This is a genomic window from Litchfieldia alkalitelluris (assembly GCF_002153425.1).
In the GTDB taxonomy this organism is placed as follows: domain Bacteria; phylum Bacillota; class Bacilli; order Bacillales; family Salisediminibacteriaceae; genus Evansella; species Evansella alkalicola.
On record NZ_KZ119600.1, the window covers coordinates 987,480 to 1,012,581 of the forward strand.

Here is a 25,102-nt window from a genome sequence, read left to right on the forward strand (position 1 = left end):
GTAAAACACCACTATCTTTGCCACATGTTCACCATTCATAGTTTCCTAAAAATATTTGTGATAGATTTAAAAAGTATTTTTAAATAAAAAAATGTTTTTGGAATGGAAGAGTTCTTTTTGAAAGCCCTTTATGTAAGCCCTTTATGTAAGCTTTTACAAGGGGAAAAAACCCTCCCATTCAACTTTAATATCAAGGAGATGACGAATTGTGAATAGTGCAACAGGACAACCGAATGCCAAGATCGGCATGCGAGAAAAAATCGGTTATGCATCAGGAGATTTAGCGAGCAATTTAATCTATCAGACAACTTCCATATACCTGCTTTTCTTTTATACGAATATATATGGTATTTCACCAGGGGCAGCAGCAACGATGTTTTTAGTTGTTCGTTTGATTGACGCCATTACGGATCCAATGGTAGGGTCTTTAGTCGACAAGACTAACACGCGATTTGGTAGGTTTAGACCGTATTTGTTAGCGTGGTCCATTCCATTTGCGGGACTAGCCATTCTTTGTTTTACCACACCTGATTTTACAGAAGGTGGAAAACTCATCTATGCGTATGTGACGTATGTTGGTCTTTCCATTGTGTATACATTTGTAAACGTACCATACGCAGCTTTAACACCAGCCATTACTGCGGATAAAAATGAAATCGTTAGCTTAACGTCAGTAAGAATGCTTTTTGCAAATATGGGTGGAATGATCGTTGCTTATTTCATTCCGTTTCTATCAAACTATTTCGGTGAATTTGCTAGTCCGACTAGAAGCTGGCAACTGACGATGGGTGTTATCGGTATTGTAGGTGCATTATTATTACTTTTCTGTTTCTTCAGCACGAAGGAACGTGTGAAGCCAGTTAATAATAAAGAGAAGAATAAGTTCTCAGATATATTCGAGCAGTTTAGAAAAAATCGTCCACTTGTTGTTTTAAGTATTTTCTTTGTTCTAATCTTTGGAGTGAACTCTATCAGTAACTCCATTGGTGTTTACTTTGTCACTTATAATATGGGACGCGCAGACCTTGTTGGATTGTATACGCTATTAGGTTCCTTACCAGCGTTTTTATGTATCCCATTAATTCCTATCCTAAATAAAAAACTTGGGAAGAAAAAGTTACTCAACATATCGCTTGTTCTAAGTATTATGGGGACATTGTCGTTATTATTAATTCCACCGAGTATGGTAGAACTTATTCTTGCAACACGTGTTCTAACAGCAATCGGTACATTAACAGCTGGTGCATTCATGTGGGCATTAATTCCTGAAACAGTGGAATATGGGGAATACGTAACTGGAAAACGCTTAAGCGGTTTAATTTATTCCATGATCGGTTTCTTCTTCAAGCTTGGTATGGCTCTAGGAGGTGCAGTTCCAGGATTTATCCTGGCTCAGTTCGGATTCGTTGCGAACGTAGAACAAACGTCTACTGCTTTACTAGGTATTTTGATTGCAACAGCAGTCGTACCAGCAGCGATATTAATTTTTGCATTGATTGATATTAACTTATACAGCATAGATGATAAGAAGCATGAGCAAATTAAAGCAGCTTTAAGAGAAAGAGTAGCATAGCTTTCAAGAAAAAAGAAGGATTAGGTTGAGACTAACGGGTTTACTTGTTTGTGAGGTGCAAAATGTCAAAACACAGACGAGTTCACACGTTTCAAAAACACAGACGAGTTCACATGTTAAGTCACACATCTTTCGCAACTAAGTTCACAGTATCATTCACATATTACAGTGGCACGAAGAATTTCAATCTTCGTGCCATTGTTTTTATGTTTGCTTATTTCACTAACCGTTTGTTGAAGGAAATCGGGTTTTCTTGGGGGAGCTATTAAATAAAAATGGCGTATCGTCAAGTTCATGTATTCCTATCCTTACCCGTGAAATATAATAAACGGAGAATTTCCGTTTAAAATCAAAATTAGTATAATTTTGTGGTAAATAAGGGGAGTTTTTCCGCCTAAGCAAAGAAAATTCCCCCTTTTTTAATAGATACGAGTCAGTAAGCGGAATTTCTCCGTCTATTTAGACTATTTTCCATGCTTTTTTTAAAATAAAGGGAATTTCTCCGGTAAATTTTTCAATTGATAAATTTCGTTATGACCCTACCTTTTTTTCACTTAATGATAAACTTATCTATCGTTTCTTTGGCATCTCCTATGGAATACGTGGTAAAAGTGACCTCGATGCCTTGCTCCACTTCATTATTATCAACTTGCCTTTTGGCGTCTTCAGATAGACGGTAAATGACGTCATTACCATTTACTGTGATGATAACTTCATCTTCTTCCTCCGCACTTACAAAGGTCCCGTTAACTTCAGGTGCATCTTCTCCAGCTAACATAATTCCACTGATATCCCCTTTATTACCAACTTCAAGCTCTTGTCCAACCTGCTCTTCAGTAGATCCACATGCGCTAACTAATATCACGGAAAAGATAGTGCCCAACACAACTATTACCCACTTTAAACGTATCATGGTAAATCACCCCTTCATTTGTTGTACCTTATAGTCGGAAAAAAGATAAAAAAGTTACATACCAAGTGTGATAAATTTAATACAAGCCATGGAACGTTGGTATAAGAATTAGATAAATTTTTTATAGATGTGTAACTTTCTAACTGACTACTTCGTCTGAATGTCAGCTATTTAAATAAAGGGGAGGTGCCGGTTTGTCTTATGGAAAGAAGCAAGAGATAGAAACATGGTTTGAAGAGTACAGTGATCCCATTTTTAAATATATTTGTATGATGACGCGGGATTACCAACAAGCGGAAGATTTAACGCAAGAAACGTTTATCAAGGCTTATAGAAGCATGGATTCCTTTGAAAGGAACGCATCGGAGAAAACGTGGCTATTCAGAATTGCCCATAATGTAACCATTGATTATTTGCGAAAACAACGGCCACTCCAACTTTTCGAAAGTTTTCTCAGCAACAAGAAAGACGGAAACCCACTCCCTGAAGATGTGATCAATATGAAAGAAAGCTATCGTGAAGTATATCAGGCAATTGGTAGTCTGAAAAATTCATATAAAGAGGTCATTATTTTAAGAAAAATAAAGGGGTTTTCCATAGAAGAAACAAGTCAAATATTAAATTGGAGTGAAACAAAGGTGAAGGTTACGCTACACCGAGCCATGCCGATATTGAGGAAGCAGCTTGAAAAGGAGGGGTTCTTGTATGAAAAAACGACATGAAGATGAGTTGGATAAAGTACTTCATACAATGGATGCAGAGAGTCATTGGAATGAGGACCATCGTCAGCAGTTGAAGAAGAACATACTCAACGATGTCGATAAGAAGCAAAGATCTCCTTTTTTCAAAGGGAAGCTGAATGTATCATACTTGTTGTCTCTGGGAGCGGTTGCTGTAATTACTTGGATATTGTTCGTTCCAATGCTTAGCGATTGGTGGAGGGACTCAGATGGATTAACTTCCCCAATTCCGACAGGGGAGGAAACGGAAACTGGTTTTGCTCCATTCATAACGGAAGAGGGCTTAGAGCTTATTCTCAAACAGGAGAACGTGGATGAAGGGGAGGAACAGCAGTTCACTCTAAAGATAGAAAATAGTGGACCTAATTCCTATGAGTTCAATGAAGTTTTTCTGGAGAAAAAAATAGATTGGGAATCTAATGAAAGTGAAAATGTTGAATTTAGCGATCGATCGATACAATTAGGGGAGTTGGATTTCCTAGATACAGGGGAAACGACAGCTATATCTTTCTCGATCCCAGAAGAATATGAAGTTGGCGAAAACTATGAGCTCATGTTCCATGCAAGAATGAGAGATAACGAAGCCCCACTAGATACTCTGTTTTTTCATTTCGATTTGGACTCTGAGTTAATCACTCTCACCAAAAGCGAACTCGTAATCAATAACCGCTCGATGTCGCCATTAACGTATGGGGGAATAACCTTCATCATTTTATCATTAATAGGCTGTTTTTTTATCAAATCAGCTAAAGGAAGAAGTGTATTCATGATCGCTTTAGGTCTGGCTTTGTTCCTTGGTTATGTTGCCAACCAGCAAATGGGAGACGCTGATGAGATGATTATAGAAGATATGTCCACTTACCCATACCAACAGCCTTTGAGGAATGTTGTTCACATTGAGTATCTAGATAATAGGCATGCTATTGCTTTTTATGAATGGGGAGCTGGTACGTTAAGGTCTTTTGAAAATGTAACTTACAAAAAAGGAGTGTTTGGCTGGAAGGCAAATGGAGGCACAGGTGGGCAAATAGTGGTAGATGATAAATTAGGTTGGTCCTTTAGTAACTTAGAACATCAGAATTTTTCCCAATATACTGATTTAATTAGTGGTGTTATTATGAGTCCTGATATCGTAGAGGTGCGTGTTACTTCTATAAATGAAAATGTATATACGGCGGATATCGTAGAGTTCAACGGCGGTCGATTCTGGTTCCTTGTAACTGATGGCGATGATGTATCATTTGCGACGAAAACTGGGCTGAACGAAGATGGGGAAGTCGTTGAAGAGCATCATTCGAGGGCGAACTAGTGGGGATTAAGGTCATTTGAGTGCTGCGTTTCATGTGAAGGTATCTGTCTTTTGTGGAAAAACTAGTTAGCTGTAGTAATGCGATGCGGCCAGGAAATGGAGTGGTGGTGGAATCTAGTCCGCATTCTGTGAAAATGCGGACTAGAAATGTAGTTTGGTCTGAATTCTGGCCGCATTCTGTGAAAATGCGGACTAGAAATAGAGTTTGGTCTGAATCCTGGCCGCATTCTGTGAAAATGCGGACTAGAAATGTAGTTTGGTCTGAATCTAGTCCGCATTCTGTGAAAATGCGGACTAGAAATGTAGTTTGGTTTGAATCTAGTCCGCATTCTGTGAAAATGCGGGCTAGAAATGTAGTTTGGTCTGAATCTAGTCCGCATTCTGTGAAAATGCGGACTAGAAATGTAGTTTGGTCTGAATTCTGGCCGCATTCTAAGAAAATACGGCCAGGATTAATAAAGGCGAGGATTTTGCTAAGTGTTACTCGTCGTCTTCTTTAAACAATGGCGTAGACAAGTATCTTTCCCCTGTATCTGGAAGGATTGTAACGATTGTTTTTCCTTTATTTTCAGGGCGCTCAGCAATCACCTTAGCTGCATAGATTGCTGCACCAGATGAGATACCCACTAGTAAACCTTCATCTTTTGCGATTTTACGAGCTTCATCAAAAGCAACTTCGTTTTCCACAGTGACTACTTCATCAAAGATTTCTGTGTTCAATACGTCTGGTTCAAAACCAGGTCCAATACCTTGAAGCTTGTGAGGTCCTGGAGCGCCGCCACTTAATACAGCAGAATCACTTGGCTCTACGGCGATAGCTTTGAAATTAGGATTACGTTCTTTCAATACCTCACTTACACCAGTGATCGTACCACCAGTTCCAATACCACTGATTAGAATATCAACCTTCCCCTCCGTATCAGCCCAGATTTCCTCAGCAGTTGTCTTACGGTGTACTTCAGGGTTTGCAGGGTTTGCGAACTGCTGTGGCATGAAGGAGTTAGGAGTTGCTTCAGCTAGTTCAGTAGCTTTTGCAATTGCACCCTTCATTCCTTTAGGCCCTTCTGTTAAAACAAGCTTGGCACCTAGTGCTTTTAATAGATTTCGGCGTTCCACACTCATTGTTTCAGGCATAACAAGGGTCAAATCATAGCCTTTTGCAGCGCTCACAAATGCTAAAGCTATTCCTGTATTACCACTTGTTGGTTCAATGATTACTGTGTCTTCTTTGATTAGTCCTGCCTCTTCAGCTGCTGTGATCATAGCATTACCAATTCGGTCTTTTACACTTCCGAGTGGATTGAAGTACTCAAGTTTTCCAAGGACTTCAGCACCTGTAGTGTCACTGACAGCATTTAGGCGTAAAAGTGGTGTTCTCCCGATTAGCTCTGTTAAATTCTTTGCAATGTTTGGTCTTTGTAATGGATTAGTCATTTATATTCCTCCTAAAATGATTTATTTATGAACGATCCTTAAAGCGTCTTTGATTAATGTTTCTGCTTTAGAAAGATCATTTTTTCGATAGTATTCAAGAATGTCATCGTTTTCTACAACTGCCTTTAGCAGTTGCCTAACTTCCTTTGGGTTACCAGCTTCCTTGTAGGCTTCTTCTCGCAACTGCCCCAACCTTTGTAAAAATAAGGCGTATTCTTCTCCATAAATGGTAGATAGCTGCTCGCAAATTCTTTTTCCTAGCAATGGACTCAAGCCAGAAGTGGTAACACCAATGTGCAATGGGCCTCGCTCTACTACTGCAGGGAAGTGAAAAGAGCTTAACTTCTGGTTGCTTGCAATGTTGATTAAAGGAACAACATCCTTCACTTGCGCATGAACCCTTTCATTAACGGTGGTAGAGTTTGTTGCTGCAAGAACTAAATATGGTCTGTTAGAGCTAACCTCGCCCCTGCCTTTCTGTAAAAACTCAATTGTAAATCGATCTTCAGAGTAGGCAGTGTCAATGTAGTGAAATTGATCAAGGGATTCCGTTAGTGTAGTAGTGAGTGCAGGACTCATGACTGAAACCTTAGCACCACTGCGTAACAATGTTTCTATTCTTCTTTCAGCTACAGTGCCTCCACCAACTACGACGCAATGGCGTCCCGATAAATCTATCCCCAATAACGTAGTAATACCTCTTCACCCCCAATTGTTTGATTTCGTGCTTCCACACCCATGACTGTTTCTTCGATCCACTTTGTAATGGAAGGGTGGGGGAGGTACGTTTTTCCACTCCAACGATAGTCTATTCCCACTAGCTTCTTAGGAATAACATTCCTTGTGAAATACCCTTCGCTTAGAAAGACAGGAATGACGAGAAGGGAGCGGTTGTTTGGAACAGTCTTTGCTTTTTCACGTACCGTATCTGGTCTTAAAGTTCCATAAATTACATTAGAAAACTCAAATGTTTTTTTCAAAACAGAAGTCATTTCCCTTAACATGTCTTCCCATTTCTCCTGGAAGCCTTCATGGGCGCTGCCATGTGCCACAAGCATGACTACTTCGTTGGCAGGGTTCTCTGATAGGTGATTCACTCGTTCACTTAAAATGTCTAAAATAAGTGGGTGGTGATTCATTGGGTCACACCAGATGATGTCCACATTATGTTTCATTCGTGGTAGCTCTGTTTGAATCCTGCTTGTAGGAATGATTCCAAGGGAATATTGTATTTCTTCCAAATGGGTGCTGCCAGAACTGATGAATAATGGGACAGCAATGATTCTTTTAATACCTTGACTCACGAGATGGTCAACAGCTTCTGGGATACTTTTTCCTTCAACAAGTTCTAAGTATCCAATGGTGATGGGATAGCTGATATTTACTTTTTCTATCGTGTCTTCAATAAGGTTCACCCAGGTTATATCCCTTGATCCATGGGCTATTACTAACACTCCAGTTTTCATTGTGGACATAGGCTTCCCATCCTTTTATAGATTGATAGCTTCACGTAAAAGGACATCACGACTGTTTTCCTCTTCAAACCACGCCAGTTTTCCCCGTAGTTTCACCACTTCACCTACGACTATGATGGCAGGAGACTGGAATTGATGCTGTTCCACTAAATCTACAATGTTATGGAGTTCGCCTACTAGCGTTTCTTGTCTTTCATATGTTCCCCAACGAACCAATGCAACAGGGGTAGTAGGGTCTTTCCCGTTTAGTAGTAATTGGCTTTGTATCGTGCCAATGTTTTTCACTCCCATATAAAAGACAAGGGTATCGACAGCTGTTGCTAGTTCCTTCCAGTTAATATTGTCCCCGTCGTGATCCTTTCGCTTTTGCCCAGCAATAATGGCAAAGGATGAACTGTAATCACGGTGGGTGAGGGGAATACCTGCGTAAGCTGGAGCAGCAATGCCTGATGTGATTCCAGGTACGATTTCATAGGGAACTCCATTGTCTAAACAGTGTTCAGCTTCCTCGCCAACTCGGCCAAAAATACCAGGGTCACCGCCTTTAAGCCTTACTACTGTTTTCCCTTCCTTTGCGTGCTCAACTATAATTTCATTGATGCTTTCTTGAGAGATGGAAGGGTAATGAGGGGTTTTCCCACAATAGATTCGGTTTGCATTTTTATCTGCATAGTTTAATAGTTCTTTGTTAATAAGGCGGTCATATACAATAACCTCAGCGGCTGCCAAAGCTTCAGCCCCTTTGACAGTTATAAGCTTTGGATCACCGGGACCAGCTCCTACAAAAAATACTTTTCCTACTCTTTTCATGTGTATCAGCCCCTCTTCCCTAGTGTTTTTACGTAATCACTTCATTTTCAATAACAAATCCTGCACCAGCACTCGTTCTTTTCTTTTCCGTTAAAGTTAGTTCTTCGATAGATGGTTTCTTTAAATAATTTGCTTCAATTTCAACCTCAGCCCGTGCAAAAGCTTTCTCATCATCTTTTGCCACAACGACAACGGATACTTTTTTGTTCTCGTTAATTACTGCTTCAAATTTGTATAATTGCATTTTTCAGCGTCCAATCTTGTTCATATTTTCAGGTAAGACATATAAAACTATCAAACTTTTTGTTGTTGTTTTTCATTTAAAGTTTTATCTAGTGTTTCTTGCAGGCTGTCTCTCCCAACGCGAAGGTAATATTGTTGGAAAGTTTCACCTGGGAGTTTTTCTTCTTGCACTCTCTGTAAGAAATTTACGAGTACATCGCCTAAATCGTCTGCTTCAATTTTACCTTTTAGTTTTTCGTTGAACTTAGCGTCTTCTGTCAATGTACCGCCAACGTAGATCTCGAATGCCTCTACCATTTGCTATCTTTCGTTTTCATTTTGATACCTTGAAGGCCAATATCAGCAATTTGCCTTTGACCGCAGGAGTTCGGGCATCCAACCATATGGATTCGTACTGGAACATCGAACGCTACTTTTTCGTCAAGAAGCTCAGCTATGTTTTTCATACGTGCCTTTGTTTCTACTAAAGCGAGATTACAATATTCTATCCCTGTGCAGGATACAGAATGACCGATGAATTTTCTCGGCTCATGTGTTAAGTCATCTAAGATAGATTCCCCTAAGAATTGTTCTACCTTCTCATTCGGTATATTAGGGATTACGATGTTTTGGGAATTAGATGTTCTAATTTCACCATTTCCATATTCCTTTGACAGGCTTGCAAGCTCAATTAGCTGTTCAGAGCTCAATCGACCAACTGGAATGCTTAGGCCAACGTAAGAAAGTCCTTCTTGTTTTTGAGGGTGGACGCCGTAAAAATAACCAGCGTTCCAATCTTTCAATATTGTTTTACCTTTAGATGGAAGGGATACAAGCTCCAGAAGCTTCTCTGTTACTTTTTCAGTTCCCCAATCTGCAACTAAGAACTTAAGACGGGCGCGGTGTCTTTTTTCTCGATATCCATAGTCACGATATATGGTCGACATGGCAATAGTTGCTTCTTTGACTTGATCAGGAGTAACGAACACGTCTAGCTCTTGAGCGAGATATGGCTTTGAGGAAAGACCTCCACCGGCAAAAATATTAAATCCTTCTATATCCTTCCCATCAACATTTTTCACGGCTGGCACAAAGGATAAGCAATTTATTTCCGCATTCTGTGCGTTGTTGATATTTCCTGATATGGATATTTTGAATTTTCTTGGTAGGTTAGAGAACTCTTCGTTTCTTTGAAAATACCAATAGACATCTTTCACAATCTCTCTCGTATCGAGTAGCTCGTTTGGATCGATTCCAGCTAATGGATTCCCAACGATAGTCCTCATAATGTCCCCGCACGCTCCAACAGTGGACAACCCAACTTTACTTAACCTGTCAAAAATGTCAGGGATGTTTTCAATCGTCAGCCAGTGAAACTGTATGGCTTGACGCGTTGTAATATCAATGACATCTCTTCCATAATCCTTTGCAATGTAAGCTAGCGTTTCAGCCTGATCATAAGTCAAGATCCCAGAAGGTATATTGACTCTCATCATGAAATAGCCATCTTCCTTTGGTTTTTGTAAATAGAGGCCAGCCCATTTGAAATGGTTCCAATCTTCCTTAGGAATGGAGTCGAATCCTTCTTTTGCGTACTTAGGGATGTCGTTTAAAATATCAAGACCGTCTTTCTCCAGCTTTCTCTTTTCTTCCTTACTTAAGTTGTCTCGTTCTGCCCAAACTTTTGTGTAACTCATTGCAGTCCTCCTATTTATGATTAAGGTTTAATAAAATAATGATGAGGTTTTGATGGTCTAGTTATTGCTTATCCATAGTAGATTCCATGTTGCTTTCAAAGATTGGTGTCGTGGAAAAATCGACTGTTTATGTAATGTTGTTGGGATTAAACTTATAAAACTACTAATTCATATTGTTTTACTCGGCATTAAAGTGATAAAAAATTGATGCCCTTGAGAAAGCCCAATCAACTCTTCCATATATGTTTAGTTTTCTGTCTTTTCTAAATGTTAAAATTCACTTTACATCAATAAATTGGAAAAGTCAATACAATTTTTGGTTACTGTGAAAATACTAATCTTGTGATGGTGTTCGATACAGTCCCTTCGCTTTCTGCGGGCAGCTTGTCAGCTTCTCCGCAGAAAGCGAGGACCTATAACATTAAATCAAAATAAATATTAACAGAGCCTAGGTTTTAATAATTTGCTATATTGCTCTCACTGCTTGTAATGATGATTTTTGCTGTATTTTTCAGCTCTTTCATGAGATATAGCATTTGCGATTCTGGTACAGAGACACAACCTAAAGTAGGTGTACCGTTTGATACATGTAGAAAGATGGCACTGCCTTTGCCGGGAACTGGATTGTGCATATTATAATCTAGTGCAATCGCGTATTTATATTGTTGCGTATATTTGCTTAAGTGCTCATCAGCTTTATCAGACGACTCACGCTCTTGCCATGTATTATATTGTGGATCATCTACGTTTGAAATCCAATACGAGTTCTTTGTAATTTGTCTGTATTCCATTTTCGTGCCTGGATTACTTCCTTGACCAAATGCAAATGGCATTCCGAAAACGCCAGTTGGGGCTTTCCTATCACCCTCGACTTTATTGTTGCTGACACCGTTTGAGCCTACGAAACCTGATGTGGACATTTCACGTTTCCATTTGTCACCGCTTTTTTTCCAATACTCGATTTTTGCATTTCCACCACCAGTACTTACTACAGTGAGGATTTGATCAGTTGTTTTCGCTACATTCGTCTTAGCAATTAATGATTCAGGAGAGGACTCTTTCTTTTTATCACTAGAATCAGAGTTGCTAGAGTTGCTTGAGTTACTCGAACTGCTGGAGCTATTAGAGCTATTAGAACTACTTGAGCTGCTAGAGGTTGATGCTGTCTCTGAACTCTCTGTTTCCTCGACAACGACAACTTCGATCTTTTCGTCAGCAAGGAGTGTGCCACTAATGTACCCGTCATTCCCGTTAAAGTCAAACAAGTACCAACCGTTGTCTGTTGTCCCTTTCACTTCTACTTCGTGATTCAAGCGCAGGCTTCCAATTACATCGTAGCTTGTGCCATCGCCAGCGCGGATGTTGGCAGCACCTGTATTGACGTAGTAAGTCCCACTTGCTTCATGAACAGTAATCGTTTTCTCCTCCTCTTCTAGTTCTTCTTCCACCAACTCACTCGCTTCTTCCTCGACCTCTTCTGGCTTCACTATTTCTACGATATCTAATACTTTAATTAATGTGTTTTTTTGTGTGAGAATGTTTAGGGCGGTTAGGTGAGATGATTCAGTTGGGGTTGAGGAATTATTACCACATGCCGTTAGTGTGAAAAACAAAGATAGGGTTACTAGAATAATTAGTTGTTTCAATTTGATTCCCTCAATTCTATGTATGTTTGTAAATCTATGAACATATTAGTTAAATTGTAACGTGATGAAAGTCTTATAGCAATGATAAATCTACAGTTATTAGCGTGTTAAATATATGACATTTCAGCTAATAGTAAGAAGGTGAAGGTGAAAGTTTTAGTCCTAATGGAGTATTTTTCCATCGAAGTGGGGATAGTTTCTGAATAACTAAGAAAATATCTGGATCTTGATACTTGTCCCTATGTAATCCTCTCATTTCCTCCCTTCCCGAAAAGTGCGGAGAGTCCAATGTCGTTACAATAAAAGTAGTGGCATAATGTATTGATTTAAAATATAATAATAATATGATTAACAACGTTGTTATACGAAGTGACTCGAACTAAAAAGTAAGCGCTTTCTAAAGCGGCGGGATGGTAATTCCGCAACATGAGGGAGTGTCTATTTGGCTGTTGATATAGGGGATTTGAGTGAAAGGATAATGTATGGGGAAATTGATTAAACACTTGCTGATATTGGTGTGTGTTCATTTACAAGGAGGACTAACATAAACATGTTAACTAACAAAGAGATTCAAATTCGAGATCCATTTATTTTTCCTGACCATGAAAACGGAAAATATTACATGTTTGGTAGTACTGATAAAAACATTTGGGGCTCAGGGACTGGTTTTGACGTTTACATAGGAGAGGATTTAGCACACTGGGAAGGGCCATTTCCAGTGTTTCGCCCAAAGGACAATTTTTTTTCAAATGAAAATTATTGGGCTCCGGAAGTACATCAATATCAGGGGCTTTTCTATATGTTTGCTACATTCTTTAGTGAAGAGCTGCAGCGACGTGGGACGGCCATTCTTGTCTCAGACAGCTTAACAGGGCCTTTCGAGCCTCATAGTGACGGGATTGTGACTCCAAAGGATTGGGAAAGTTTAGATGGGACGCTGTACATTGATGAGGAAGGGAAGCCGTGGATGGTCTTTTGCCATGAGTGGGTTCAGGTGGAGGACGGGGAAGTGTGCGCGATGCCCTTAAGTGAAGATTTAAAAGAGTGTGCTGGAGAGCCGCAGCTACTTTTTTGCGCATCAGAAGCACCATGGGCCACTTCTTTTAAGCACCGAGCAAGAAAATCAGAGCACAACTATGTAACAGATGGTCCATTTCTCTATCGGGCATCAAATGGGGAATTGCTCCTCTTATGGGCTAGTTTTGTAAATAATGTGTATGCCCAAGGGATTGCGAGATCTACTACTGGAAAAATTACTGGTCCTTGGAAGCATGACGATAAGCCAATATACCAAGATGATGGCGGACATGGCATGTTGTTTAAAACCTTTGATGAAGAGTTAAGGCTGACGTTACATTCACCAAATAAAACTCCTTTAGAGCGACCGATTTTTGTGAAGCTTGAAGAAGAGGACGGTGCCCTTCATGTGGTGAAGGAGTAGCGAAGCTTGGAGAGAAGAAGGAGATGGGGATCGGTGATTGATAGGAAATCTTTAGTAACGAGACATAACCCAAAAATAACGAAAGTGGAGCCATATTCCCCTTTGTCCATAGGTAATGGCGAGTTTGCTTTTTCTGCAGACATTACGGGTTTGCAGTCGTTTCCTGAAAGCTACCATGTTCCATTAGGGACTCAATCCCATTGGGGCTGGCACTCTAGTATCGAGCCTGATCACTATAGCTTCAAGGATATTCGGCATGAAGAGCTTGATACGTATGGCAGAAAGGTTGCTTATCCCCTTTACCCAGAGGATAAGAAAGAAGCATATCACTGGTTAAGACAAAATCCACATAGGCTCCATTTAGGACAGTTATCGTTTATTTTAATAAAGGAAAATGGAGAGCGTGCAGAGGTTACGGACCTCCAACAAACGGAACAGGAACTGAATTTATGGAATGGCTGTCTCTATAGCGAGTTTGAATTGGAGGGAGTTCCAGTTCAAGTGATCACAGCTGTTCATGGGGAAAACGATCAAGTTGGCGTGAAGGTCATTTCTCCATTAACCGAAGATGGACGCTTACAAGTAACCTTAAAGTTCCCTGCTCCAGATATGTTTGCAGAGGAGTGGGACGAATGTGTTCATCTTGACTGGGGTAATCCAGACAGGCATGAGACTAAGGTTGTGGAGCAATCGGAAGGGAAGGTAGTCTTACAACGCACATTGGATAAGGAAGGGTACGAAGTCTCCTGGACATGGAGTCATGGCACGATTTCGAACCCAGCTCCACATGAGTATTTATTAATACCTCCACGAAACTCAGAAATAACGGAATTTACATTTACTGTTGCTTTCGGAAAAAATACAGTGGATTTAACGGATGTAGAGGAGCTTTTTCGCAGTAGCCATAAGTATTGGGAAGGGTTTTGGATATCAGGAGGGGCAATAGATCTTTCGGGAAGTGAGGATCCAAGGGCTGATGAATTGGAACGACGAGTTGTACTGTCTCAGTTTTTGACTGCTATCCACAGTGCAGGTTCACTTCCGCCTCAAGAAACGGGTTTAATGTACAATAGTTGGTTTGGAAAGTTTCACTTGGAGATGCACTGGTGGCATGGGGCGCATTTTCCATTGTGGGGACGTTCCCATTTATTAGAAAAAAGTCTCCATTGGTATAACGAAATTCTGCCGTTGGCAAAGTCGTTGGCGGAATCACAAGGATATGAAGGTGCACGTTGGCCGAAGCAGGTTGGACCAGATGGAAAGCAAAGTCCATCTATGATATCTCCTGTCCTTATATGGCAACAGCCACACCCGATTGCATTGGCTGAATTATGTTACCAAGCGCAGCCTGTTGAACGGACATTGGATAAATGGAAGGACCTTGTTTTTGAAACAGCGCAGTTTATGTCTTCCTTTGCTGTTTGGGACAGTGAAACTCAGCGCTATGTGCTTGGACCACCATTAATACCTGCCCAGGAAAACCACAAGCCAGAGGAAAGTCTTAATCCTACATTTGAACTTGAATATTGGAAGCATGGTTTGGAGCTTGCCATGAAATGGGCAGAGAGAACGGGTGTGGAAGCACCTTCTAAGTGGCGGAAAGTAGCAGAAGGAATGGCAAAACCGACGCATAAGGACGGCGTGTACCTTGCTCATGAGAGTTGTCCAGAAACCTTTACAAAGTATAATCATGATCATCCATCTATGGTTGGTGCATTAGGAATATTACCTGGGGCGTTGATCGATAAGGGGATCATGCTAGAAACCTTAAAACAGGTGAAGGAAGAATGGCAGTGGGATACGGCATGGGGGTGGGACTTTCCAATGTGCGCCATGACAGCTGCTAGATTAGGAGAACCACAATTAGCTGTGGACTTCTTATTAATGGAAGCAAAGAAAAACACATACTTACCAAACGGCCATAATTTTCAACGTGACGGATTAACGGCGTACCTACCAGGAAATGGCGGTCTATTAACTGCTGTAGCCATGATGGCATGTGCTTGGCAGGGTGCAGATATAGAAGACGCTCCTGACGTTCCTGGGTTCCCTAAGGAATGGAATGTCACATATGAAGGGCTTTACCCATTTTTATAGGCGTTGTTTGGCTTTTGAGAGATTACTAGGGGAGAGAATGCAGATGAAAAAATATGTTTTAGTAGGTACAGGTGGTAGAGCTGAATTTTTCTACGGTGCCCTAGCACGAGACTATCGAGATACAAGTAAATTACTAGCATTCTGTGATGTCAATCAAACAAGAATGGATTACGCGAATGAGCTTTTAACAGAAAACTACGATCACCCACCTGTCAATACGTATAAAAGTGATAGATTCGAAGAAATGATCAACACGGAAAAACCTGATTATGTCATTGTAACAACGGTAGATCGCACACATCATAGGTATATTATTAAGTCGATGGAGCTTGGGTGTAATGTCATTACGGAAAAGCCAATGACTGTTGATCAAGAAAAATGTCAGGAAATTATTGATGCTGTGAACAGGACTGGGAAAGAGGTGCGCGTGACTTTTAACTATCGCTATGCACCACATAACACGAAGGTTCGAGAGCTATTGAAAGATGGCGTAATAGGGGATGTCATTTCTGTTAACTTTGAATGGGCACTAGATACTCAGCATGGAGCAGATTATTTCCGTAGATGGCATCGGGATAAACGAAACAGTGGCGGACTGTTAGTACATAAGTCTACCCACCATTTTGATTTAGTCAATTTCTGGCTTGGTACAGAGCCGGAAACAGTGTATGCCAGTGGGGGTTTGCGTTTTTATGGAAAAGAAAATGCCGAAGCAAGAGGTGTAACGAAGTTTTACCAAAGGGCCCACGGTAGTGAAAATGCAAAGGGTGATCCATTTGCCCTGCACCTAGAAGAGAACGAACATTTAAAGGCAATGTATTTAGACGCGGAAAAAGAGGATGGATATCAGAGGGATCAAAGTGTGTTTGGAGATGGGATTAGTATTGAAGACACGCTTGGCGTCATTGTAACTTATAAAAACAAAACATTATTAACATACTCCTTGAATGCCTACTTGCCTTGGGAGGGATTTATAATTTCCTTCAATGGAACGAAGGGAAGAATGGACGTGAAGGTAATTGAACGTTCCTACATCAATTCAGGGGGAGAAAAATCAGAGGAAGGGGCGTTAGAAAATAAATCAATTTGGATTCAACCGATGTTCGGACGTCCTTACGAAGTGGAAATTGAAGAAGGGGAAGGGGGCCATGGCGGCGGTGACCCTGTCTTACTTCAAGATATTTTCGGAACGCCGGAAGATGATGAATATAACCGCGCCGCAACCCATGTAGACGGAGCCATGTCCATCTTAACAGGCATTGCAGGTAACATATCATTGAAAACGGGTCAGGCAGTGAAGGTAGATGAACTGATTAAAATATAATGAAATTATATGTATAAAAAGCTAGCTGAGCCCTGCGCAAACTCGCTTTCACGCAAAGTACAAGTGCGACAACTGCTCATTCTTCGCAGTGTCTTTTTTGCCGCGGGCGGTTGGTGAGCCTCTGATGTCACAGGACGCTCTCATCAATAAACTGTATTTTTTAGAGGAGGATGTAAATATAATGACTTCTTTTATTCACGAAGACTTTATTTTAAAGACCGAATCGGCTAAGGTTTTATACCACGATTACGCGAAGGATATGCCGATCTATGATTATCATTGCCACCTAAGTCCTAAGGAGATTGCTGAAAACCATCGTTTTAACAATCTAACGGAAATTTGGCTTCATGGAGACCATTATAAATGGCGTGCCATGAGAACGTTGGGGATCGATGAGAAATTTATTACTGGAGATGCGAGTGATGAGGAGAAATTTAAGACCTGGGTAAAGGCTGTCCCTTATACGGTTGGAAATCCACTTTATCATTGGACCCATTTAGAGCTAAAACGATATTTTGATGTAGATGCTTTGTTAAGTGAAAAGACTGCTGATGATATTTGGAAGCAATGTAACGAGAAGCTTCAAACGATGACGACGCAAGATATTATAAAAAAATCAGGAGTGAAGGTGATTTGTACGACAGATGATCCTGTAGATAATCTGGAACACCATCATGCAATAAAGGATAATCCAGCCATTGAAGCGCAGGTTCTTCCTACTTTTCGTCCTGATAAGGCACTAGAGGTGCAGCGAGAGAGCTTTAAAGGGTACGTGGACCAGCTGTTAAAAGTTGCTGGTGAAGAGTCAGTTACTTATGACGCATTATTAAGTGCTTTGGAAAAAAGAATGGTATTTTTCCATGAAGCAGGTTGTAGGCTTTCTGACCATGGGATAGAAACTCTTCCTTATGTGGATTGTTCTTTGGAAGAAGCCTCTTCGATTTTTGAAAAGGCGATGTTGGGACATAACATTAGCTTAGAAGAAGAGGAAAAGTATAAAACATATACACTATTGTTTTTAGGAAGAAAATATCGTGAATTTGGCTGGGTAATGCAGCTGCATATTGGTGCTGTCCGGAATAACAATGAGCGGATGTTTGATAAGCTAGGCCCAGATACAGGCTTTGATTCTATCCATGATTTTGATTTAGCGAAGCCACTAAATAGATTGATGAATGAGTTGGAAAAAAGCGATGTTTTACCAAAAACAATCATCTATACCTTAAATCCAAATCATAACTATACCATTGCTTCGGCCATAGGCAACTTTCAATCGTCTGAAACGAGAGGGAAAATCCAGTTTGGTTCGGGATGGTGGTTTAATGATCAGAAAGACGGTATGATCCGCCAAATGACTGATTTAGCAAGTGTTGGTCTATTAAGTACCTTTGTTGGGATGCTTACTGACTCCCGCAGCTTTTTATCTTACACTCGTCATGAGTACTTTAGAAGAATTCTATGTAACATTGTAGGTGGTTGGATGGAGAATGGGGAAGTACCGAAGGATTATGAGATGTTGGGTAAAATCGTTCAGGATATTTCGTACAATAATGCGGTGAAATACTTTGATATAGAAGTTTAAGCATGTTTGATTAAAGGCTTTGGAAAAAGTATAAAAAGGAGGGAGTCACCACTGTAATGTTGGGACCCCCTCACCTATTATTCTTTAATAGTGCGGCAGGAATTAGTAATTTTTAACTCAGGTTCAAGAGTAATAGTATTACTAATTTCCTCTTTATTTATGACATCTATCAAAGTTTTTGCGACGTGCTCTGAAATCGTATCTAAAGGAACACCTACAGTTGATAAAGGAATGATTAAGTCTTCTCTTTGTGGAATGTTATCGTAACTGATGATGGAAATATCTTCAGGTATGGATACATTCAGTTCTTGAGTAGCACGGATAATCCCTCTGGCCAAGTCTTGACTCCCACATATGATTGCAGTAGGGATATGTTCTGAATGGAGAATGTTCTTGGCAGCTAAATAACCATCGTATTGATCTAAACTATCTACTGATATGACTGCATTTGCAAAAGTATCTATCCCAAGGTCTGATACTGACTTTTGGAAGCTGTCTACTTTTTCCTCCTGAAGTCGATCTATCCCCTTGACGTTACCGATATATGATATTTTGCGATGGCCTTGCTGATAAAGGTATTCTACAGCCAAGTGAATGGCCTGTTTCCTGTTCACGTCGATAATAGGGTACGGACTGTTCGGATCTGATAAACCATATGAGACAACAGGAACGCTTGAAGAAGAAGTATATTCACTTTTATTGTTATCGTCAAAAACAAGAATCGCATCAACTTGGAACTGGTTAAATATTGTTACAGCCGTTTCGACAGGATTGATAGAAAGCAGCGTTGTATAAGAAGCAGCTTCTAACTGTTCGTTAATCTTTGTAATTAATGCGGAAAGGGTAACTCTTTCGATCGTTGGCCAAACAACACCAATCGTATTGGACTTTTTGGAAGCAAGTCTTCTCGCAGCTGCATTAGGCTGATAATTTAACTCCTTTGCAATGGCTATTATTTTTTTCTTCGTAGGTTCTTTGACAAGAGGGCTGTTCAGGAGTGCTTTTGACACGGTTGAATAGCTAACTCCAGCTGCTTTTGCAATATCTTTAATAGTAACTCCCATTTCTTTCCTCCAGAATATGTATTCTAATACGAAATCTATTATTTATAACCAAATCTTCTATTCGAAAATAACTACGTTGTCAATTTTACTATACCATATAAGGAAGTATCAACACCTTTTAAAGGGAGGATGTTATGGAAACGACCCATGTTATTACAGAGAAGGATAATGTTTTAGTCACTCTACAGGCATTAAGGGAAGGGGAACAAATCACAGTAGGGAGCCGCAAACTTACGCTGAATGGAGATGTGCCAGTCGGCCATAAAATTGCTCTCCAAACCATACCGGATAATGGGGACATTATAAAATATGGCTATCCGATTGGTAAAGCAACAAAGGAGATAATACCTGGTGACTGGGTTCACACTCACAATATGAAGACAAAGCTGAGCGGGACACAAGAGTACGAATACAAGCCAACCCAGACTCAAATTAGGGGCAACGCCAACGCGTCTACTTCCATTGAAGAAAGAACTTTTCAAGGTTATGTTCGGAAAAATGGAGAAGTGGGAATTCGAAATGAAATCTGGATCATCAACACCGTTGGTTGCATTAATAAAGCATGTGAGATGATTGCCAAGAGGGCAAATGAGCAGTATAAGAGTGAAAACATAGATGGTGTATTCCATTATCCTCATTTATTTGGATGTTCTCAACTAGGTGATGATCTTCATAATACGCAAAAAATATTAAGTAATCTCGTTCATCATCCCAATGCGGCAGGGATATTAGTAATGGGCCTTGGATGCGAGAACAATTATATTGAGGAGTTTAAGAAGGTAATTGGTGAGTACGATGGGGAACGAGTAAGATTTATTGAGGCACAAAGGGTAGATGACGAGTTTGAAGTGGCAATGGAATTATTGGACGACTTAGTTAATTATGCTAAAACTTTTGAACGTCAACCTGTCCCTATATCGAAGCTAAAAGTAGGCTTAAAGTGTGGTGGATCTGATAGTTTTTCAGGGATAACAGGGAATCCATTACTTGGCGCTTTCTCAGATAGACTTATATCATACGGCGGATCTACAGTATTGACCGAAACACCAGAATTATTTGGTGCAGAGCAGATCCTAATGGCGCGGGCAAAAAATGAAGTCGTATTTACTAAAATAGTAGACTTAGTTAATGATTTTAAGGAGTATTTCTTAAGGCACGATCAACCGGTCTATGAAAATCCTTCTCCTGGTAACAAAAAAGGTGGGATAACTACGCTAGAGGAGAAGTCTTTAGGGAATGTTCAAAAGGGAGGTTTCGCTGAAGTGGTAGATGTGATTCCATACGGAGATAGGGTGAGTGAGAATGGCTTAACCTTACTACAAGGACCAGGTAATGATCTCGTTTCAGTAACCGCCCTAGCTGCATCTGGTGCCCATATCGTTCTTTTTACAACAGGTAGGGGGACGCCATTTGGCGGACCAGTTCCTACAGTTAAAATATCAACCAATACAGCTCTGTACAAGAAGAAACAGAATTGGATTGATTATAATGCGGGTATTTTGTTAGAAGGTAAATCGAAAGATGAAGTATCAAAGGAGTTCTTTGATTCTATCATTCAGCTTGCTTCAGGAGAAACGCAGGCTAAAAACGAGAAGTTTGGATTTAAAGAGATTTCAATATTTAAAGATGGCGTTATACTTTAATAGAGTTGCGGAAAAAAGATGATGAAGCTGTTGGGAAAGGGGTGGGCTCACCTACTCTTCCCAAAACTTTATAAGAGGAGTATTTGATAATGACTAAACTAAATGCAGCATTACTAGAAAAGGGAGATTTTCCTGATAAAGACAGCGTGACATGGAATCGACAACTACCTGAAAAAGCCATTCAATTTGGCCAAGGGAACTTCATGCGTGGATATTTAGATTGGATGCTTCATCAAATGAATAAAAAAGGTCTGTTCAATGGTAATGTCGTAGTCGTACAGCCAGCTTCTACGGGGACAGTTATTCCTAAGTTAAATGAACAGGACGGATTGTATACTGTTATTCTTAGGGGAATGGAGAATGGTGCTGTCGTTGATAAAAGCGAAGTGATTACATCAATCTCTCGAGGCCTTAATGCGAGACAGGAGTGGCATAAAGTTCTCGAAGTTGCTGAATCTACTGATTTAGAATTTGTCTTCTCAAATACGACAGAAGCTGGTATAACGTATGTGTGTGAGGACTATCACGAAGGAGAAGTTCCAGAATCATTTCCAGGAAAGCTCACTGTATTTTTGTATCACAGGTATAACGCTTTGGGCGGCGATAAAAAAACTGGTTTAACGATAGTACCTTGTGAATTGGTTGACGAGAATGGTAAAAAATTAAAGGAGCTAGTTTTAAAGAAGGCAGAGGATTGGAAGTTTCCCGGGAAATTTGCCGAATGGATCGAAAGGGACAATCAATTTTGTGATACGTTGGTGGATCGAATTGTTACAGGTTTTCCAAAGGAGGCTGTGGAAGAGTTTAATAAGAGACTAGGCTATGAAGATGAGTTTATCACTCTAGGAGAGCCTTATCATATGCTGGCCATTGAAGCACCTAGATCTGTTAAGGAGAAACTCCCATTTCATGAAGCAGGATTAAATGTCTTCTGGGAAGATATCAAGCCACATCGGGAATTGAAGGTTCGACTATTAAATGGACCTCATACAATGATGTTTTCCGTTGCATTTTTATATGGTGTTGATACGGTACTGGAAGTAATGGAAAACGACGTCTTAAGCAAATTCGTCGAGCTAGCATTCTCTGAAATTTCTCCAACTGTGCTTGCAGACGAGAAAGTGAAGGAGCAATTTATTGAAGCGGTTAAGGAAAGGTTTTTAAATCCATATAATAAACATTATCTTACGGATATTGGCTTAAATGCAGTTTTTAAATATAGAGCTAGATTATTGCCAACATTAAAGCGGTATGTAGACCTGAAGGGGGAGTTACCGCAAGCTATTGTATTCTCCTTAGCAGCTATGCTGTCATACATCCGTCCAGACCATGAAGTTGGTGGAGAGCTAGTTGGAATTCGAAATGGTGTGGAATATGCAATCCGTGATAACGGGGTTGTATTGGAGAAGGTGACGGAAGGTTGGAACTGTGTCGAGAGAGATGAAGCACGAGTAAAGGACTTTGTTACATCTTTCTTATCTGAGAAGGAAATCTGGGGAGAAGATTTGACGGAGATCCCTGGTCTATCAGAGACAGTGACGGAAAATGTAACAATGATTTTAAAGAATGGCATGGAGAGTTGTGTTAAAAAACTTGTAGGGCGCCCCTTAATATGAATGCATGGTAAAATAGATTGAGACTACACATCGGGAGATTTTATCATGTTGATTAACAAATTCATTGAAAAAAGAATGGCAGTGCTTACGCCAATCGTGATGGCAATAGGCATTCTTGGTTCTACATATATAGAATCTATTGCATTTTTAATCCCATACTTGTTTGCATTTATGACCTTCGCAAGCAGTATAGGAATTCATGGGAAAAATATTGTGGAAGTGGCCCGTTCGCCACTTCCTGTTATTATTTGTTTACTTATTCTTCAAGTGATCATGCCTGGGGTTGCCTATGGTGTCGGCAATCTTCTTTTTGCTGGTGAGCCAGACACAATTACAGGTTTAGTTCTAGCCTTTACTATCCCAACTGCGATTGCAAGCTTAATTTGGGTATCGTTGAATAACGGGAATTCATCATTAACTCTTTCAATCGTATTTATTAATTCTTTACTAGCACCACTGTTCATTCCATTTACCATCTATACTCTATTTAGAGCCACAGTTATGGTTGATGTGGGACAATTAATGTTGGGTCTATTATGGATGATAGTCCTGCCAACTTTAGCAGGAATAACATTAAATACATGGAGTGGCGGTACGCTAAAAACAAAGTGGGGATTACTAACCCCCATTGCAAGAATCACCTTACTTGTGGTCATTTTAATTAATGGCTCTGTAGTAGCACCTTATTTTAAAGAAGAGTTAAGCATGAAAGTAATCTTTGTCACAATAACAGTTCTTAGTCTAGCAATTCTAGCTTATTTCATTGGCTATTTCATCTCCAAATTAATGAAGTTCCCTAAAAAAACAGTTATTAGCGTTGTCATCACAAGTGGCATGAGAAACATTGGAATGGGTTCTGCCATTGCTATTTTATATTTTACACCAGCAGTAGCATTGCCTGTTATTGTAGGAACACTGTTTCAGCAAATCCTAGCATCGATTTTCAGTAAAGTATTGTTTAAAAGAGGTATTGATAAATATTGAGTGGATATCTGCTTAGGGGAGGGGGGACGGAAAAGAGAGTATACCGAAGTTTGTTTCCATCAAAAGCTTATTTAAGGATAGGTTACTCGAATGAAAATGTATGTGTGTGCTGAAAATGGGAAATTTAAGTGTGAGGTGAAGTTTCCATGAGTAAAAAAGATGGAAGACAAGAATTTTTGCAAGCCGCCATCGATCAAGAAGAGGAAATGATGCGTACATATTTAATTGAAGCGGAAAGGGTTCATGATGACGATGAACTAAAGTTGAGGCTCAGGGAATTTGCAGAAGGAAATGCAAAACGCTCTCGACAACTAATTGATGAATTAGATGATTTATCAAATTAAATTATGGTAAAAAGATAGAAGTCCTTGCCAATAGGTTTGGACTTTTTAGTTGATGGAAAATTCAAAAAAAAATGAGGGGGCTTTTGAATAGTTAGTTGTGTTTGTTTGGGAGTTTCTTAGAAGAACAAGGAATAGTGCTCGAAAGCCTTGTTTGGCGGGTGCTTCGGGCACTAACATCACGGAATAGTTCCCGAAGGCCTTGTCTGGCGGGTGCTTCGGGCACTAACATCACGGAATAGTGCCCGAAGCCCTTGTTTGATGGGTGCTTCGGGCACTATCGACACGAAATAGTGCTCGAAAGCCTTGGTTGGCGGGTGCTTCGGGCACTAACATCACGGAATAGTTCCCGAAGGCCTTGTCTGGCGGGTGCTTCGGGCACTAACATCACGGAATAGTGCCCGAAGCCCTTGTTTGATGGGTGCTTCGGGCACTATCGACACGAAATAGTGCTCGAAAGCCCTCGTGTCGAAGCATCTTCGGGCACTATGACCAAGAAATAGTTCCCGAAGGCCTTGTCTGGCGGGTGCTTCGAGCACTAACATCACGGAATGGTGCCCGAAGCCCTCGTGTCGAAGCATCTTCGGGCACTATCGACACGAAATAGTGCTCGAAAGCCTTGGTTCGAAGCATCTCCGGGCACTAACATCACGGAATAGTGCTCGAAATCCTTGTTTGGCGGGTGCTTCGGGCACTAACATCACGGAATAGTTCCCGAAGGCCTTGTCTGGCGGGTGCTTCGGGCACTAACATCACGGAATAGTGCTCGAAGCCCTCGTGTCGAAGCATCTTCGGGCACTATCGACACGAAATAGTGCTCGAAAGCCTTGGTTCGAAGCATCTTCGGGCACTAACATCACGGAATAGTGCCCGAAGCCCTCGCCAGGTCGTTGCTCTGGGCACTATGAACCGGAAATAGTGCCCGAAGCGCTCGTCTCACAGTTGCTCTGGGCATTATGAACAAGGAATGGTGCCCGAAGCCCTCGCCAGGTCGTTGCTCCGGGCACTATGAACCGGAAATAGTGCCCGAAAAGCTAGGTTCGTAGTTGCTCCGGGCACTATCGACACACAAAAAAAGCTCCCCAAGCACCAGACTCGCAGCCACTCCAGCCACTAAAGCCAAGTTTCACTTCCATTTTAGAAGCAGTATCTATCATTGCAAATCAAAAAAACCAGGCAGACTGCCCGGTT

At 40.6% G+C, this 25,102-nt stretch carries 20 protein-coding genes and 1 pseudogene; 12 read left to right on the top strand and 9 right to left on the bottom strand.

The window, feature by feature from the left end; all coding sequences use genetic code 11:
* Positions 1–247: 247 nt before the first annotated feature.
* Positions 248–1,573: a glycoside-pentoside-hexuronide (GPH):cation symporter gene (locus BW724_RS04605; RefSeq protein WP_088077690.1), complete on the top strand. Its 1,326-nt coding sequence runs from the start codon at positions 248–250 to the stop codon at positions 1,571–1,573.
* Positions 1,574–2,123: 550 nt separating this feature from the next.
* Here BW724_RS04605 and BW724_RS04610 read toward each other — a convergent pair.
* Positions 2,124–2,486, bottom strand: coding sequence for a hypothetical protein (locus BW724_RS04610; protein WP_088073995.1), 363 nt, complete (start codon positions 2,484–2,486; stop codon positions 2,124–2,126).
* 194 nt (positions 2,487–2,680) lie between these two features.
* Here BW724_RS04610 and BW724_RS04615 point away from each other — a divergent pair, with 194 nt between their 5' ends.
* Genes BW724_RS04615 through BW724_RS04625 form a run of 3 tightly spaced genes read left to right on the top strand, consistent with a single transcriptional unit; the run spans position 2,681 to position 5,035 of the window.
* Positions 2,681–3,208 carry an RNA polymerase sigma factor gene (locus BW724_RS04615; RefSeq protein ID WP_088073997.1) on the top strand — a complete coding sequence of 176 codons (528 nt, stop codon included), beginning with the start codon at positions 2,681–2,683 and terminating at the stop codon, positions 3,206–3,208.
* On the top strand, positions 3,192–4,535 hold the full coding sequence (locus BW724_RS04620; RefSeq protein WP_088073999.1) for a hypothetical protein: 1,344 nt from the start codon (positions 3,192–3,194) through the stop codon (positions 4,533–4,535). Before BW724_RS04615 ends, BW724_RS04620 begins: the two co-directional genes overlap by 17 nt.
* A gap of 53 nt (positions 4,536–4,588) precedes the next feature.
* Positions 4,589–5,035 carry a hypothetical protein gene (locus tag BW724_RS04625; RefSeq protein ID WP_088074001.1) on the top strand — a complete coding sequence of 149 codons (447 nt, stop codon included), beginning with the start codon at positions 4,589–4,591 and terminating at the stop codon, positions 5,033–5,035.
* Here BW724_RS04625 and cysK read toward each other — a convergent pair.
* From cysK to BW724_RS04660, 7 genes and pseudogenes are all read right to left on the bottom strand, one after another.
* The gene (gene cysK, locus BW724_RS04630) at positions 5,016–5,969 is read right to left on the bottom strand and encodes a cysteine synthase A (protein ID WP_088074003.1); all 954 of its coding nucleotides are present in this window, start codon (positions 5,967–5,969) and stop codon (positions 5,016–5,018) included. The two genes, BW724_RS04625 and cysK, sit on opposite strands and share 20 nt — an antisense overlap.
* Positions 5,970–5,990: 21 nt before the next feature.
* Positions 5,991–6,653 carry a precorrin-2 dehydrogenase/sirohydrochlorin ferrochelatase family protein gene (locus BW724_RS04635; protein ID WP_176371296.1) on the bottom strand — a complete coding sequence of 221 codons (663 nt, stop codon included), beginning with the start codon at positions 6,651–6,653 and terminating at the stop codon, positions 5,991–5,993.
* Positions 6,644–7,444 carry a sirohydrochlorin chelatase gene (locus BW724_RS04640; RefSeq protein WP_088074007.1) on the bottom strand — a complete coding sequence of 267 codons (801 nt, stop codon included), beginning with the start codon at positions 7,442–7,444 and terminating at the stop codon, positions 6,644–6,646. Before BW724_RS04640 ends, BW724_RS04635 begins: the two co-directional genes overlap by 10 nt.
* Before the next feature lie 15 nt (positions 7,445–7,459).
* Positions 7,460–8,254, bottom strand: coding sequence for a uroporphyrinogen-III C-methyltransferase (gene cobA / locus BW724_RS04645; RefSeq protein WP_088074009.1), 795 nt, complete (start codon positions 8,252–8,254; stop codon positions 7,460–7,462).
* 28 nt (positions 8,255–8,282) lie between these two features.
* On the bottom strand, positions 8,283–8,498 hold the full coding sequence (locus BW724_RS04650; protein ID WP_088074011.1) for a DUF3906 family protein: 216 nt from the start codon (positions 8,496–8,498) through the stop codon (positions 8,283–8,285).
* A 50-nt stretch (positions 8,499–8,548) separates the two neighbouring features.
* Positions 8,549–10,173 (bottom strand): annotated as a pseudogene (locus BW724_RS04655) (nitrite/sulfite reductase).
* Positions 10,174–10,628: 455 nt separating this feature from the next.
* Complete coding sequence (locus tag BW724_RS04660; protein ID WP_176371297.1) at positions 10,629–11,819, bottom strand: SH3 domain-containing protein; 1,191 nt, start codon at positions 11,817–11,819, stop codon at positions 10,629–10,631.
* A 550-nt stretch (positions 11,820–12,369) separates the two neighbouring features.
* On the opposite strand from BW724_RS04660, the gene BW724_RS04665 reads away from it, so the two are divergent.
* The 4 genes from BW724_RS04665 (at position 12,370) to uxaC (ending at position 18,263) form a co-directional block, all read left to right on the top strand.
* Complete coding sequence (locus BW724_RS04665) at positions 12,370–13,260, top strand: glycoside hydrolase family 43 protein (protein ID WP_088074015.1); 891 nt, start codon at positions 12,370–12,372, stop codon at positions 13,258–13,260.
* A 6-nt stretch (positions 13,261–13,266) separates the two neighbouring features.
* Positions 13,267–15,357 carry a glycoside hydrolase family 65 gene (locus tag BW724_RS04670; protein WP_235848896.1) on the top strand — a complete coding sequence of 697 codons (2,091 nt, stop codon included), beginning with the start codon at positions 13,267–13,269 and terminating at the stop codon, positions 15,355–15,357.
* Between the two features lie 37 nt (positions 15,358–15,394).
* Positions 15,395–16,681, top strand: a complete 1,287-nt coding sequence (locus BW724_RS04675; protein ID WP_088074017.1) for a Gfo/Idh/MocA family protein — start codon at positions 15,395–15,397, stop codon at positions 16,679–16,681.
* Between the two features lie 181 nt (positions 16,682–16,862).
* Entirely contained in the window at positions 16,863–18,263 is a 1,401-nt protein-coding gene (gene uxaC / locus BW724_RS04680; protein WP_088074019.1) for a glucuronate isomerase, read from the top strand.
* Between the two features lie 77 nt (positions 18,264–18,340).
* Here the strand turns inward: uxaC and BW724_RS04685 are convergent, their stop codons facing one another.
* Positions 18,341–19,327: a LacI family DNA-binding transcriptional regulator gene (locus BW724_RS04685; protein WP_088074021.1), complete on the bottom strand. Its 987-nt coding sequence runs from the start codon at positions 19,325–19,327 to the stop codon at positions 18,341–18,343.
* A gap of 134 nt (positions 19,328–19,461) precedes the next feature.
* On the opposite strand from BW724_RS04685, the gene BW724_RS04690 reads away from it, so the two are divergent.
* The 4 genes from BW724_RS04690 to BW724_RS04705 all read left to right on the top strand — a co-directional run bounded on the left by BW724_RS04690 (position 19,462) and on the right by BW724_RS04705 (position 23,914).
* A complete protein-coding gene (locus tag BW724_RS04690; RefSeq protein WP_088074023.1) occupies positions 19,462–20,970 on the top strand; it encodes a UxaA family hydrolase in 1,509 nt (502 codons plus the stop codon).
* An 89-nt stretch (positions 20,971–21,059) separates the two neighbouring features.
* Positions 21,060–22,586, top strand: a complete 1,527-nt coding sequence (locus tag BW724_RS04695; RefSeq protein WP_088074025.1) for a tagaturonate reductase — start codon at positions 21,060–21,062, stop codon at positions 22,584–22,586.
* A gap of 45 nt (positions 22,587–22,631) precedes the next feature.
* Positions 22,632–23,570, top strand: coding sequence for a bile acid:sodium symporter family protein (locus BW724_RS04700; RefSeq protein WP_088074027.1), 939 nt, complete (start codon positions 22,632–22,634; stop codon positions 23,568–23,570).
* A gap of 146 nt (positions 23,571–23,716) precedes the next feature.
* Complete coding sequence (locus BW724_RS04705; protein WP_088074029.1) at positions 23,717–23,914, top strand: hypothetical protein; 198 nt, start codon at positions 23,717–23,719, stop codon at positions 23,912–23,914.
* Positions 23,915–25,102: the final 1,188 nt, after the last annotated feature.

Coding starts and splice junctions, on each gene's coding strand:
- BW724_RS04605 (WP_088077690.1), top strand. CDS start 248: ATGCGAGAAAAAATCGGTTATGCATCAGGAGATTTAGCGAGCAATTTA.
- BW724_RS04610 (WP_088073995.1), bottom strand. CDS start 2,486: ATGATACGTTTAAAGTGGGTAATAGTTGTGTTGGGCACTATCTTTTCC.
- BW724_RS04620 (WP_088073999.1), top strand. CDS start 3,192: ATGAAAAAACGACATGAAGATGAGTTGGATAAAGTACTTCATACAATG.
- cysK (WP_088074003.1), bottom strand. CDS start 5,969: ATGACTAATCCATTACAAAGACCAAACATTGCAAAGAATTTAACAGAG.
- BW724_RS04640 (WP_088074007.1), bottom strand. CDS start 7,444: ATGTCCACAATGAAAACTGGAGTGTTAGTAATAGCCCATGGATCAAGG.
- cobA (WP_088074009.1), bottom strand. CDS start 8,254: ATGAAAAGAGTAGGAAAAGTATTTTTTGTAGGAGCTGGTCCCGGTGAT.
- BW724_RS04650 (WP_088074011.1), bottom strand. CDS start 8,498: ATGCAATTATACAAATTTGAAGCAGTAATTAACGAGAACAAAAAAGTA.
- BW724_RS04665 (WP_088074015.1), top strand. CDS start 12,370: ATGTTAACTAACAAAGAGATTCAAATTCGAGATCCATTTATTTTTCCT.
- BW724_RS04675 (WP_088074017.1), top strand. CDS start 15,395: ATGCAGATGAAAAAATATGTTTTAGTAGGTACAGGTGGTAGAGCTGAA.
- uxaC (WP_088074019.1), top strand. CDS start 16,863: ATGACTTCTTTTATTCACGAAGACTTTATTTTAAAGACCGAATCGGCT.
- BW724_RS04685 (WP_088074021.1), bottom strand. CDS start 19,327: ATGGGAGTTACTATTAAAGATATTGCAAAAGCAGCTGGAGTTAGCTAT.
- BW724_RS04690 (WP_088074023.1), top strand. CDS start 19,462: ATGGAAACGACCCATGTTATTACAGAGAAGGATAATGTTTTAGTCACT.
- BW724_RS04695 (WP_088074025.1), top strand. CDS start 21,060: ATGACTAAACTAAATGCAGCATTACTAGAAAAGGGAGATTTTCCTGAT.
- BW724_RS04700 (WP_088074027.1), top strand. CDS start 22,632: ATGTTGATTAACAAATTCATTGAAAAAAGAATGGCAGTGCTTACGCCA.
- BW724_RS04705 (WP_088074029.1), top strand. CDS start 23,717: ATGAGTAAAAAAGATGGAAGACAAGAATTTTTGCAAGCCGCCATCGAT.